Source organism: uncultured Victivallis sp. (assembly GCA_944389935.1).
Taxonomy (GTDB): Bacteria; Verrucomicrobiota; Lentisphaeria; order Victivallales; family Victivallaceae; genus Victivallis.
In genome coordinates this window covers 1-12809 of the sequence record CALXOE010000014.1, presented here as the reverse complement: position 1 = coordinate 12809, position 12809 = coordinate 1, and the positions used below count along the sequence as shown (strand labels likewise).

Below are 12809 nucleotides of genomic sequence, written 5' to 3'. Positions count from 1 at the left end.
ATCTCTTCAGTTGAATTGCTCAAGCAGCAGCTCCGCGATCGCGAACCGGTCGCGTTTCGCGCGGTCATAATCGCCGCAGCGCGTCGTAAGCACCACGGCGGAACGTCCTTTCTTCCAGTCGTACAGCACGGTCTGGCCGCTCCAGCCGGAGTGAAACACCGTCCCGGCGGAGGCGGCGGGCGGCGAAAACCCGTCCCGCACGATCCAGCCGAAACTGCGTTCGGGCAGCGCTCCTGCCGGCGTGCGGGGCGTCGTCATCTCCCGGAACGACTCTTCGCTGAAAAGCCCCTCCCCGTGCCGCAGAATGCAGCGCCCGAATTTCACGAGGTCGCGCGCCGTCGAGAAGAGCCCCGCATTGCCAGCACACAGACCGTCCCGGTAGACCCGGAACGCGATGAAATCCGAAATCTCCCCGGGATGTTCCGTCCCGATCGTCTGCGCGAGTTTCGCACGATCCTGCGATACCGGACGCCCGAGCGCCGTGTCGCTCATGCCGAGCGGTTCAAAAATCTCCCGTGCACAGAACGAGTCGAGCCGCTCCCCGGCCACACGTTCGACGATGAGTCCCAGCAGCAGGAAGTTCCAGCACATGTATTCAACGCATTTCCCGGCCGGTTTCTCCGGCGGGAAGCGCAGAATATTGCGCATGATCTCCACCCCGGACTCGGAGAAATACTGCCGCTCCGCATGCCCGTCGTGCGTAAAGCCCGAAACGTGCATCGCAAGCTGCCGCACAGAGACCGGCTCCGGCAGCGCGGGTCCGAAATCCGGCAGATACCGCGTGAACGGCGCATCGAAATCGATCAGCTTCCGGTCGCGGCAGATCAACAGCGCCGTGGTCGTCGCCACCGCCTTGGTCACGCTCGCGACGTCGACGATCGTTCCGGGAGTCATCGGGACTCCGGGCGCCGCTTCGCCATACCCGGCTTTCAGCAGCAGTCCGTCGCGACTGCCGGCGGCAACGGCGGCGCCGTGGATCACGCCGTCGCGGATTCCGGCTTCGACGATTTCACGGATTCTCTCCACGGTGCGACCTCCCCCCACCCGGCGCGCTGCCGCTGCTCAATAAGCGAATTCCACCATCTGATGGCAGAGGAGTTCCGGAACGGTGAACTCGATCCGCCCGTTCTTCTCCACAAACGGAACGGCCTCGCCCTGCGGGACGAACCGCACCGACCTGACCGGGCGCGGCGGTTTCACCGAGACCTTGACATTCGCCAGCGGCAGAAGCTCCTCGATCACCTCGATCGCGTAGCCGTTCGAGTGCGGCTGATTCAGCAGATGCAGCCCGCCGCCACCGCGGTTGACCGTGTTCGCGTAGAGCAGATGCAGCACCGCGCGTTTCTCTTCCGGCTGGTCGAAAAACGTCACCCGGCCCGTGGTCGGCAGAGAGGTTTCAACCTGCAGCTCCGCCCCGAGAAAACGCCGCAGGGCGTTCACCACAAACTCCTGCAGGTAAACCATTCCGAACCCGCGGTAGATCGAAAAGACCGGGTGAGCGAAATACAGGACATTGTCCGTCATCACCCCCGCGTCGAAGCCGGACGGTTCCGTACGGTACGGCGCATGCTGATGGCTGCAGAAGTGCCGGAATCCGCGGTTGAACCAGGGATCGTACACCTGTCCGAGCGAGACGCCGCCGCGCGCCCTGATCCGGCGCGAGGGCAGATACATCACAAACGGCGTCTTCATATATCCGGGCGCGAATTCCGGAGCCGCAAGCACGTAATCCGGCGACCACGGACTCCACCCCTCGTCGACAAACGGCAGATCGAGCACAAACGCCTGCCGTTCCGGATCGAGTCCGCTCCCGGCCGAGAGGATCAGCTTCCCGCCATCCGCAGTGAAGCGCCCGAGCTTCTCCCGCAGCGCCGCGTCGACCGTCACCTCGTCCGGCAGCACGAGGAAGCGATAACGGGAGAAATCCATCCCCGCGTCGACCACATCGAACGGAATATGCGCCTCAAGCAGAATGCGCGCCGCACCCACATCAGGCGGGACATCGCGTTTGCCGGTGATCCCGGCCACGGCGAGGATCGCGACCTCGGCGAGGGAGCTGACGTTGTCGCACCAGGCCTCTTTCTGTTCAACTTCGGCGTAGGCCTCCCCGATCATATCGTAAGTGGTCTCATCGAGTTCCCCGTCCGGATGAAGCTGGTCGCCGACGCTGCATTTGGAACCATTCGCAATCATCGCAGCGCACTCGTAACGCAGCGCGTTCGGATGCTTGAAACCGCCGAATTCCCCCCAGGTCGTGTGGAACTTCCCGGTCATGCCGAGGAAATCGAGCCCCAGATTCCGGCTGTACGCCGCGGAAAACGGATAGTGGTCGTACCCCCAGCCGCCGGTCGGCAGGCTCTCGAGTTCAAGGTGGCTGAAATACTTGAGGATTCCGGTGTCGCCGACCGAGACATGACCGCTGTTATGAAACACCGGCATCTCCGGATTGAGCTTCCGGGCGGCTGCGGTCGTGCGAACATAATAGTTCTCGAGCACCTTGCGGGCGAATTTGACCCGGTCTGATTCCAGGGCGGGGTCAAGCCCCGCGTCCAGCATTCCCTTCATACAGCGCGGACAGCAGCATTGCCCCTGGTTGATGATGTCCAGAAAGATTCCGTTCGCATCCGGGAACAGAGCCGCGGTCTCCTCAATCTCCTCGCACAGCAGATCGAGGTACGGCGTGTTGAAACAGAGTTTGATGAAGCCGCCGCGCAGCGGGTCCGGCCCTTTCCCCTCGAACGAATATTCGTTCCATTCCGGATGTTCCAGCGACAGCCGGTGATTGAATCCGGCCGTAATGTAAACCGGAACATTCACATCGATCTCATGAGCCGCATCCATCTGCTCCCGCAGCAGATTGAACTTCAGATGCGGGTGCATTTTCCCGACCCGGGTCGGGTGATAACTCCAGCCATGATGGCAGATCGAAAAGCAGGTGATCGAATTCACGTGCGCCCTCTTCAGCTGTTCCTGCCACTTCCGGCGATCGAACCTCTCCCCGATTCCGGAGATATCCGGTGAAGTGTGAAAATCAAGATGGACCTGGCGGAATCTCAGATGATACATGCGTTTTCTCCTGATTGACCAAATGCTTCGGATTGAGAATCTGCGTTTAAAACCCCTTGACAGCCATGACGAATTCCGGAAACGAACCGACTTCGAAATCGAACGTCTCCGATTTCGGATCTCCAAATCCGTAACGCGCGAGCGCGCGGCGGCATCCTGCCCGGCGCGCCGCCTCCAGATCGGTGTAATGATCTCCGAACATCCAGCACTGTTCCGGGCGGCAGTCGAATTTCCGCATCAGCGCAAGGAGTGCGTCCGGCTCCGGCTTCAGCGGAAAATCGCCGTCCCCGCCGATGATCTCGGCGAACCGGTCGCCGACCCCGAGCTCCTTGAGAATCCGGCAGCTCGCATCGGTCGGCTTGTTTGACAGCACGGCCAGCGTGATCCCGGCACGGCCGAGTTCGGCAAGTCCGCTCGCGACTCCGGGATAGAGGGAGGTCGTCTCAACCAGATGTTCCGCATAATAGCGCTTCATGCGGCGCAGCGCTTCGTCAAAATCGACGTCCGCATCCGCCACCGAACGCCGAACGAGATTCGCGACCCCGTTGCCGACGAAAGTCACGATCCGTTCCGTCGAAATCGGTTCGAGCCCCATCGAACCGCGCATGTGATTGACCGCTCCGGCCAGATCGCGCCGGGAGTCGATCAATGTACCGTCAAGATCGAATACAATCAATTTCACCATCGAAGTGTCTCCTCCTAATCCAGGAACGGAATCTGCGTGATCCGCGGCAGCCGCGCATACGAGTCGATGTCGAGCGGAGAAAACGTTCCTTTTTTCCAGTAATGGTATCCGAGTCCACCGATCATCGCGGCATTGTCGGTGCAGTATTTGCGCGCCGCCAGCCGGAGCTTCACTCCGCGCGGCGTGAGCTGTTCCAGCCGCTCGCGCAGCACGCTGTTGCAGGCGACGCCGCCGGCAGCGACGATCATCTTCGCGCCGGTCTCCTGCGCGGCGGCGAGCGTCTTGCGCACGAGCACGTCAATGACCGCCTCCTGATAAGAGGCGGCCGTGTCCCGCAGCAGCTCTTCCGGCAGCGTGCCGTCCGCCCCGGCATGATTCTTCACGTGATAGAGCAGCGCGGTCTTGATCCCGCTGAAGCTGAAGTTGTAGCGGTTCTCGGGCGCGAGCGGCTTGCCCGCCGCCCCCATCAGCGGCCGGGGAAACGCAAAACGGTGCGGATCCCTTCCCTCGGCCGTCTTCTGCATGATCGGTCCGCCCGGATATCCGAGCCCGAGCAGTTTCGCGCCCTTGTCGAGCGCTTCGCCGGCCGCGTCGTCGATCGTGCTCCCGAGCGCGGTCGCCCGGCCGTGTTCGTCGATGAGCACGAGCGACGTGTGGCCGCCCGATACCACCAGCGCCAGCAGCGGATAGTTCGCCGGATCCTCCAGCTCGCGGTTCGCTTCGTCGAGAAACGCCCCGTAGATGTGTCCGATAAAATGGTTCACGCCGACGTAGGGAATCCCATTGCCCATCGCCAGCCCTTTCGCAAACGACAATCCCACGAGCAGCGCCGGAATCAATCCCGGCCCCTGCGTAACCGCGATCGCGTCGATATCGCGCAACGTCACATCCGCCTCCCGGAGCGCCCCCTCGAGTACCGGCGTGAGCGCGGTCAGATGCTCCCGCGCCGCCAGCTCGGGCACAACTCCGCCGTGAGCGGCATGTTTGGCGATCTGCGATGCGACGCTGTTCGAGAGCACCTCGAACCCGTCACGCACCACCGCGGCGGCGGTTTCGTCGCAGCTCGTTTCAATCCCCAGAATCAAAGCCATAAGAAAAATCCTCGTCCCACTTGATATTTTGAAAATATACCATATCTTTGTTTCAAACACAAACAACCTATGAAAAAAACAGCGGAAATAACCCGATTTCTTCTTTTCGGCCGGCAGCCCGGAGCCAGACGGTTCCGGGCCGTGCTCACGCTGCTGCCCGTGCCGCTGCTTCTGCTGCGACCGCCGCTCGGAGCGCTTGCCGGGTGCGGGCTCTTCCTCCTGATCGCGGCGGGGATGATGCTCCTCGCCGCGGGGGTGCGCAACCGGCATCACCGCATCGGACTGCTGCTGACTGCTCTCGCGACGACGGGCGCGCTGCTGCTCTTCTTCTCCCGGCGCGACCGGCTCGGAGCGATCGGCATCGGACTCTGGGTGATTTTGCTCGGTGCAGGGCTGCTCCCGGAACTGCGACGGAAGGGAGTTGCGTCCCAGGAACGAATCCTCTCGATTCTGGAAGCGGTGCTGCCGCTGCTGCTCGGAGCGACTTTCTTCGCAAGCGCGGGCGGGTCGTTCGGGTTGGCGGCGCCGTTCTACGCGCTCAGCCTCGTGATTCTCGCGTTGCGACAATGGTGAGGCCTTGCCTTTTCGGGAAAATGGAGTATTGTGTTTCAACCAGGAGATCATAACATGGGATTCGGCTGCAAAACCTTTCCGCTCTGCAGAATCGGCATCCGGAGCGAAAACGGCGCCATCACGGCGCTGATTCTGCCGTGCGACGCCCCGGAAACCGCCCCGGACGATCCGCTTCTCGCAGAGGCGTTCCGCGAACTTGAGGAGTATTTTTCCGGAACGCGGCAGACATTCGACCTGCCGCTGGCTCCGCAGGGAACCGCGTTCCAGCGGAGAGTCTGGGAGGCGCTGCGGCGCATCCCTTACGGCGGGACCGCCACCTACCGGGAGATCGCCGACGCGGTCGACTGCCCGGGAGGAAGCCGCGCCGTCGGCATGGCGAACCACTGCAACCCGATTGCGATTTTCATTCCATGCCACCGCGTCATCGGAGCAAACGGAAAGCTCGTCGGGTACGCGGGAGGGCTCGATCTGAAACGGAAACTGCTTGAACTCGAAGCCGGTACGGAGAGTTTGTTTTAAAATGATCGTGAGCGCCAGCCGCCGGACCGATATCCCGGCTTTCTTCATGCCATGGCTGCTGAACCGGCTCTGCGCCGGATTCGCCATGACGCGCAACCCGATGAATCCCGGCCAGGTCCGCAGGGTCGACCTGACTCCGCCCGCCGTCGACGCCATCATTTTCTGGAGCAAGAATCCGGCCCCGCTGCTCGCCGGGCTTGGCAAACTTGAAGCATTCGGCATTCCGTTCGGCATCGCTTTCACGCTGAACGCCTACGGCTCCGACCTCGAGCCGGGCGTACCGCCGCTGCGGGAACGGATCGCGACGTTCCGGGCGCTCGCGCAGCGGATCGGCCCGCGGAAGATGGTCTGGCGCTATGACCCGATCGCTTTCTCTCCGGATTACGATGCGGGCTTCCACCGCGATTCGTTCCGCCGCATCGCCGATGAACTCGCGGGCTGTACGACGCACTGCGTCACAAGTTTCCTCGACTTCTACGCGCGGACCCGCCGGAATCTCGCGGGAACGTCAATCCGCGAACCCGCCCCGGAAGAGTGCAGCGCCCTCGCAACCGAACTCGCCGCCATCGCCTCCGGGCGTGGACTCCGGCTCGAAGCGTGTGCGGAATCGGGACTCGAACTCCCGCCCGCCGCCTGCATCGGCAGAAAATGGGTCGAAGCGATCTGCGGCCACGAGGTCGATGCGAAGAAAGATCCGGGGCAGAGAAAGCTGTGCAACTGCTTGAAGAGCATCGATATCGGTACTCCGGGCTGCTGTCCGCACGGCTGCCGTTACTGCTACGCGAACCGCTCGCCGGAGTCGGCCCGGCTGCGGGCTGAAACCACTTACGACCCGGATTCGCCTTTTTTGTGCAGCTCTCCGGCGTGGTAACTGCTGCGTACGAGCGGCGAACTCGCCACCGCCGAAAACCCGAGCTCCTCCGCGATCCGGCCGAAGCGGGCGAACTCCTCCGGCGTGACGAAACGGTCAAGCGGCCAATGCTGTGCCGACGGCGGCAGATACTGCCCGATCGTCACGATCGAGACCCCCGCGCCCCGCAGATCCTCCAGCGTTTGAACGACCTCCTCGTCGCGCTCCCCCAAACCGAGCATGATCCCGGATTTCACGGGGATTCCGTTGCCGATCTCATGCGCGAGGCGCAGCACTTCCAGCGATTTGCGGTAAGTCGCGCGTGTGCGGATCTCCCCCGACAGCCGCTCAACCGTCTCGATGTTGTGGTTGAAAACCGTCGGCCCGGCGGCAAGTACGGCGGCAATCGCCCTGCCGTCGCAGTTGAAATCGGGAGTCAACACCTCGACTCCCGCCCCCGGCAGCCGCCGGTGCAGCGCGTCGATGACCGCGGCGAAACAGTGCGCTCCACCGTCCGGCAGATCGTCCCGGGTCACGCTGGTCACGACCACATAGTTCAAATGAAGTCGCGCGGCGGCTTCCGCGAGCCGTTCGGCCTCGTCCTCCTCCGGCGGAGCAGGGTGCGGCGAATGGTCGATCGCGCAGAAACGACAGTTGCGCGTGCAGCTGCTCCCCATGATGAGAAACGTCGCCGTACCGGAACAGAAACACTCCCCGAGATTCGGGCAGAGCGCCCCGGAACAAACCGTGTTGAGCCGCAGATCGCGCAGAATCCCGGCGACCTCCTCGCGGGCGCCTCCTGCTCTGACCCGGACTTTCAGCCACTCCGGCAGCCGGGGGCGCTGCGGCTTGCCCTCCCCTCTCACGATCTCTTACTTCCCGCAGTCGGAAATCACCACCGCCACGTTCGACCCCCCGAAAGCGAAACTGTTTGAAATGCCGTGGCGGATATCGACCCCGTCGCGGCACTCACGCACAAGATCCGCCCATGCGAACTCCGGATCGGGGTTGTCGAGGTTGATCGAGGGAGAGATGAATTTGTGTTCCAGCATCAGCGAGGTGAAGATGATCTCCGCCGCGCCGGTTGCACCGACCATGTGGCCGGTCTGGGATTTCGTACTGTTGATCGCCACGCCCGTGCCGAGCACTTCGCGGATCGCGGCGAGCTCCACCGGGTCTCCGACCGGAGTGCCCGTACCGTGGGTGTTCACGTAACCGACCTCTTCCGGGCGCAGCCCCGCATCGGCGATCGCATTGCGCATGACGTTCGCGGACGCCGCCGTATCGGGGACGACCATATCTTTCGCGTTGCTGTTGGCCGCGATGCCGGAAACCTCCGAAATCGCCCGGCCACCGCGCGCTTTCAGGTGAGACTCCGACTCCAGAACCACGTAAGCCGCGCCCTCCGCCAGGACGAACCCGTCGCGGTCGCGGTCGAACGGCCGGCTCGCTTTCTCCGGTGTGTCGTTGAATTTGCGCGAAAGCGCGCGGCAGGCGGTGAATCCGAGCGCCTCGACCCAGTCGAGCTTCTCCGCACCGCCTGCGATCACCACATCGTACTGCCCCGAACGGATCAGCCGGGTCGCGACCATGACCGAAACCGCGCTCGACGCGCAGGCTGCCGAAACGTCATAGGACTCACCGGTCAGACCGAGCAGCAGCGAGAGACTCGCAACCGCGTTCGAGGGCATGATCCGCGGCACGCAGTAAGGGCTCACGTTGCGCAGCCGGTAATTGGCGTTCATGTAGCTCGCAGTCTCCTCGTAAAGCTCCCGGTAGTTGCCGCCCGCGACACCGCCGATGATCGCCACGCGCATCGAACGCAGCTCCTCGAGCGTGATCCCCGCCTCGGCAATCGCCTCAAGCACGGCGACAACGGACATGACCCCGACCGGAGGACAGAACCGCAGCGTCTTGCGGTCGATCAGCGGACAGGAGGGAATCTCCCCGATCGATCCGCCGACCTGACTCTCGAGCTTGTGCTCGACAAACGACGGCTCCCGGATGATCCCGCTTCTGCCGGAACGCAGCCCGGCGATGTTCTCCTGTACCGTTTTTCCAATGGGAGTGATCAGCCCCCGTCCCGAGATGAACGCTCTTTCCATGTACCCTCGCAAATTGTCCGGAATGATGACAGATTTCTTATTTCCACGGTAATATAATGGTGATTTCCGATTTTTTCTACTGTCTGCGGTGAAATATTGTGGAATCTCGCCGTATTTCGTGTTATATTGAAGAAACAGGCTTTTTTTCCACCGCAGATATTGATTTCCGGCATGGCGCTTTTATCGGTAAAAAATCTGAATATCTCGTTCGGGGCGAATGCTCCGGACATCGTGAGCAACGTATCGTTCGATGTCGACCGCGGCGAAATTCTCGCCCTGGTCGGAGAATCCGGCTGCGGCAAGAGCATAAGCTGTCTTTCACTGACCTCGCTTCTGCCGACTCCCCCGGCGCGCGTCCGGGCCGACGCGATCGAATTCCAGACGAAAGAGGGAACCGTGGATCTGACCCGCCTCCCCGCCCGGAAACTGCGGAAGATCCGCGGCGGAGGAATCGCCTATATCTTTCAGGAGCCGTCGGTCTCGCTCAATCCGGTGTTCCGGGTCGGCAGCCAGATCGCCGAAGTGCTCGCCCTGCACCGACCGGAAGTGACCGATGTGCGCGGGGAAGTCATTGAACTTCTGCGACTGGTCGGGATTCCCGCGCCCGAGAGCCGCGTGGACTCGTTTCCGCACGAGATGTCCGGCGGCATGCAGCAGCGCGTCATGATCGCCATGGCGCTCGCGGGCAATCCGGAGCTGCTCGTCGCCGACGAGCCGACTACGGCGCTCGACGTGACGATTCAGGCGCAGATCCTCGAACTCATCGACGAACTGCGGCGCGCCCGCGACATGGCAGTGATCCTCGTGACTCACAACCTCGGCATCGTCGCCCGGCTCGCGAACCGGGTCGCGGTCATGTATGCCGGAAACATCGTCGAATACGCCTCCGGACCGGAACTCTTCGCCCATCCCGCCCATCCTTATACCCGGGCTCTGCTCAAAGCGGTTCCGCATCTCGGCGGAGAGGGGAAGCGGCTCTCGACGATTCCCGGCCACGTTCCGCCGCCGGAGGAGTTCGCTCCGGGCTGCCGCTTCTGCGACCGGTGCGAACGGCGGAAAGATCTTTCGCCGGAAGAGCAGGAACGGTGCTGTTGTGAAATTCCCGCTCCGGTGTCGATCTCGAACACCCATACGGTTTACTGCCGGCATCCTTTCGCAGCCGGAACGGGCAACCTGGAATGAACAGAGAGAAAAAAGGACTTTTTCTGCTGCTCGGGCTGCTGACGGGCGTCGTTCTGCTGACCGCCTGCGTCATCCGCAGTTACAACAATCAGAGTCCGGACCAGTACCGCAGCCGCAGGGAACCGGAGGCGTCGCCGCAGGTCGTCAGGGGATTGCTGAACGAATCCGCGCGTTTTTTTACGCAGGAGCGTTACCCCGAGGCGGAACACTCCCTCCGGCGGGTTCTGAACCTGGACCGGGACAATATCATGGCGATGCGGATGCTTGGAAACGTCTACTTCCTCTCCGGGAGGTACTTTGAAGCGAGCAACATCTTCCGCGCCGTCCTCGCGAAACATCCGGGCGACCCTGTCGCCCACGCGAATCTCGGAGAGACGCTGGTCCGATTGAAGTGGTACGAGGCGGGCATCCGGGAACTCCTGACCGCCCGGGCCATCGATCCGAATCAGCCGGACATCGATATGAGTCTAAGCCGGGCCTATGAGGAACTCGGCGACCTCGCGGCGGCGGAGGAGTACCGGCGCAAGGCATCCGAACGAAATGCCGAACAGGAGAAATCGGCGGGAGAGCTTCCGCCGCAAAACGAGAACCAGGAGACGGAACCCTCCCATTCCGACTCCCCGGAGCAGAATCATGAGCAAGATTAAAGTCATGTCCGAACACCTCAGCAACCGGATTGCGGCCGGGGAGGTCATCGAACGCCCCGCCTCGGTCGTCAAGGAGCTGGTGGAAAACGCCATCGATGCCGGCGCGAAACGAATCCGCATTGAAATCGAGCGCGCCGGATCGCGGCTGATCTGTGTCACCGACGACGGCTGCGGCATGGATGCCGACGACGCACTTCTGTGCATCGAACCGCACGGCACGAGCAAACTTCTCGACGAAGCGGGAATCGATCACATCGTCACGCTCGGATTCCGTGGCGAAGCGCTCCCCTCGATCGCCTCGATCAGCCGGTTTGAACTCACGACCCGGACGGCGGAACAGCTTGAGGGAACCCGCGTGACCGTCGAGGGGGGGCGGCTCATCGAAGCCGCCCCCTGCGGCGGCGCGGTCGGCACGACGATCCGGATTCGCGACCTCTTCTTCAACACCCCGGCCCGCAGAAAATTCCTGAAAGCCGACGCGACCGAGTCGCACCACATCGAGGAAGCCGTGCTCGCGCTGGCGATTCCGCGCCCCGGGGTGGCGTTTGAACTTGTGATGGACGGCCGCTGTTCGTTCCGTTCACCCGCCTCGGAGAAGCCGGAGCCGAGGCTGCGCGAATTCTTCGGCAGAGTTTACGCCGACGCGCTCTGGCCGGTTGCCCATCAGGAAGGCGGCATACGGATCAGTGGTTTCATCGCCAGCCCCGGATTCACGAGGAACAGCCGACGCGAACAGCGGACGTTCGTAAACGGACGCGCGATCGAGTCTCCCGCGATCTACCGCGGCATCCGGGAGGGATACGCCACGCTCGCCGAGAGCGGCCGTTTTCCTCCGGTCATCCTGTTTCTGGAGATGCCTCCGGAAGATGTTGACGTGAACGTCCACCCGGCCAAGCGGGAAGTCCGGTTCAAGCACGAATACGCCGTCGGGCGCGCCGTTGCGACGGCGGTCGGCAACGCGCTCCGCCGCACGCGTGAAGCAGCTCCCCTCCCCCCGCCCGGGGCGGAGGAGAACTCTCTGCCGCTCTCGGGACAAATTCCGCTGAAACTTGTGCTCGACGCAGCCACCGTTCAGTACGAACCCGGGAACAGCGAGCAGCCCTCTCTCCCGGCGTTCCGGGAAGAGCGGCCGCGCCCCGTCCCGGCGCCCCCCGCCGCAAAACCGATTCCGGAGTCGAAGCCGCTCTCCGGGGAGGAACCGTCTCCGGCATCGATTCCGGAGGAGTCCCCGGAGAAACCGGAGACGAACAGCGCAAGTTTTCTCACCGACACTCCGGCGGTGGCGATTCCCGCCCGCTCGAAGTTCGATTATCCCGACATTCCGTTCAACGGGGAGTGGCCGGACCGGATCATCGGCGTACTTGACGACACCTATCTTCTGGCTGCGGGGAAATCGGGGCTGATTCTCATCGACCAGCATGCGGCGCACGAGCGAGTGATGTTTGAGCGTCTGCTCGACTCCGCCCGGCAGGGGGTTGCCGCGCAGCCGCTGCTGCTGCCGCAGACGCTGGAGCTGCCCCATTCGATGGCCGCGCTGCTGCTGCGCAACCGGAAGATCTTCGAGGCGGTCGGGTTCGATGTTGAGCCGCTCGGAAGTCACACGGTGATGTTGAACTCCGTTCCGGCGGCGCTGCCGGAACACCGCGATCTGTCGGCTATGATCCCGGATATGCTTCAGGAACTGGTCGACAACGAGGAGCACAAATTGCCGGTGGAGCTCGAATACGTCGCGCGCGCCGCGTGCCGCGCCGCTGTGAAAGCGCACGACGTGCTGCCGCTCACCGCAGCGGAAGAGCTTCTGCGCCAGCTCGGCGAGTGCCGGCAGGGAACGCTCTGTCCGCACGGCCGTCCGACCATGATTACCATCACGCTGCGCGAGATCGAAAAGCGTTTCAACCGGAGATGAGCAAAAATCCGCAAAAAATTCTTCCGGGAGAGCTTGCAATTCCTGCTGACCCGGCATATATTAAAGAACATTAAGCGTGCACCCATAGCTCAATTGGATAGAGCGTCTGGCTACGGACCAGAAGGTTTGGGGTTCAAATCCCTATGGGTGTACCATTTTTTTGTGTTCAGCGTGAACGCTTTGCG

At 62.7% G+C, this 12809-nt stretch carries 12 protein-coding genes and 1 tRNA gene; 7 read left to right on the top strand and 6 right to left on the bottom strand.

Features of this window, described 5'->3' with window-relative positions:
• Nucleotides 1-6 precede the first annotated feature (6 nt).
• From Q0J85_RS06110 to tsaD, 4 genes are read right to left on the bottom strand one after another with little or no spacing between them, the layout of a single operon-like run.
• Nucleotides 7-1026, bottom strand: a complete 1020-nt coding sequence (locus Q0J85_RS06110) for a serine hydrolase (RefSeq protein ID WP_294479190.1) — start codon at nucleotides 1024-1026, stop codon at nucleotides 7-9.
• A gap of 36 nt (nucleotides 1027-1062) precedes the next feature.
• On the bottom strand, nucleotides 1063-3066 hold the full coding sequence (locus Q0J85_RS06105; RefSeq protein ID WP_294479188.1) for an alpha-amylase family protein: 2004 nt from the start codon (nucleotides 3064-3066) through the stop codon (nucleotides 1063-1065).
• 46 nt (nucleotides 3067-3112) lie between these two features.
• Complete coding sequence (locus tag Q0J85_RS06100) at nucleotides 3113-3751, bottom strand: HAD-IIIA family hydrolase (protein WP_294479187.1); 639 nt, start codon at nucleotides 3749-3751, stop codon at nucleotides 3113-3115.
• A gap of 14 nt (nucleotides 3752-3765) precedes the next feature.
• The gene (gene tsaD, locus Q0J85_RS06095; RefSeq protein WP_294479186.1) at nucleotides 3766-4842 is read right to left on the bottom strand and encodes a tRNA (adenosine(37)-N6)-threonylcarbamoyltransferase complex transferase subunit TsaD; all 1077 of its coding nucleotides are present in this window, start codon (nucleotides 4840-4842) and stop codon (nucleotides 3766-3768) included.
• A gap of 69 nt (nucleotides 4843-4911) precedes the next feature.
• Here tsaD and Q0J85_RS06090 point away from each other — a divergent pair, with 69 nt between their 5' ends.
• From Q0J85_RS06090 to Q0J85_RS06080, 3 genes are read left to right on the top strand one after another with little or no spacing between them, the layout of a single operon-like run.
• Nucleotides 4912-5415 (top strand): hypothetical protein, encoded by a 504-nt coding sequence (locus tag Q0J85_RS06090; RefSeq protein WP_294479185.1) that lies wholly within the window; start codon nucleotides 4912-4914, stop codon nucleotides 5413-5415.
• Nucleotides 5416-5469: 54 nt separating this feature from the next.
• The gene (locus tag Q0J85_RS06085; RefSeq protein ID WP_294479184.1) at nucleotides 5470-5934 is read left to right on the top strand and encodes a methylated-DNA--[protein]-cysteine S-methyltransferase; all 465 of its coding nucleotides are present in this window, start codon (nucleotides 5470-5472) and stop codon (nucleotides 5932-5934) included.
• A gap of 1 nt (nucleotide 5935) precedes the next feature.
• A complete protein-coding gene (locus Q0J85_RS06080) occupies nucleotides 5936-6805 on the top strand; it encodes a DUF1848 domain-containing protein (protein WP_294479183.1) in 870 nt (289 codons plus the stop codon).
• Here the strand turns inward: Q0J85_RS06080 and lipA are convergent.
• Together lipA and Q0J85_RS06070 are read right to left on the bottom strand one after the other, a co-directional pair.
• Nucleotides 6760-7650 (bottom strand): lipoyl synthase, encoded by an 891-nt coding sequence (gene lipA, locus Q0J85_RS06075; RefSeq protein WP_294479182.1) that lies wholly within the window; start codon nucleotides 7648-7650, stop codon nucleotides 6760-6762. The two genes, Q0J85_RS06080 and lipA, sit on opposite strands and share 46 nt — an antisense overlap.
• Before the next feature lie 6 nt (nucleotides 7651-7656).
• Complete coding sequence (locus Q0J85_RS06070) at nucleotides 7657-8889, bottom strand: beta-ketoacyl synthase (protein ID WP_294479181.1); 1233 nt, start codon at nucleotides 8887-8889, stop codon at nucleotides 7657-7659.
• A gap of 171 nt (nucleotides 8890-9060) precedes the next feature.
• Between Q0J85_RS06070 and Q0J85_RS06065 the strand changes: the two genes are divergently transcribed.
• The 4 genes from Q0J85_RS06065 (at nucleotide 9061) to Q0J85_RS06050 (ending at nucleotide 12779) form a co-directional block, all read left to right on the top strand.
• Nucleotides 9061-10071, top strand: a complete 1011-nt coding sequence (locus tag Q0J85_RS06065; protein WP_294479178.1) for an ABC transporter ATP-binding protein — start codon at nucleotides 9061-9063, stop codon at nucleotides 10069-10071.
• The gene (locus Q0J85_RS06060) at nucleotides 10068-10718 is read left to right on the top strand and encodes a tetratricopeptide repeat protein (protein WP_294479176.1); all 651 of its coding nucleotides are present in this window, start codon (nucleotides 10068-10070) and stop codon (nucleotides 10716-10718) included. The genes Q0J85_RS06065 and Q0J85_RS06060 overlap by 4 nt, the downstream gene beginning before the upstream one ends.
• Nucleotides 10705-12624 (top strand): DNA mismatch repair endonuclease MutL, encoded by a 1920-nt coding sequence (gene mutL / locus Q0J85_RS06055; protein ID WP_294479174.1) that lies wholly within the window; start codon nucleotides 10705-10707, stop codon nucleotides 12622-12624. The genes Q0J85_RS06060 and mutL overlap by 14 nt, the downstream gene beginning before the upstream one ends.
• A gap of 78 nt (nucleotides 12625-12702) precedes the next feature.
• Nucleotides 12703-12779 (top strand) — tRNA-Arg (locus Q0J85_RS06050).
• The last annotated feature ends 30 nt before the right edge of the window (nucleotides 12780-12809 follow it).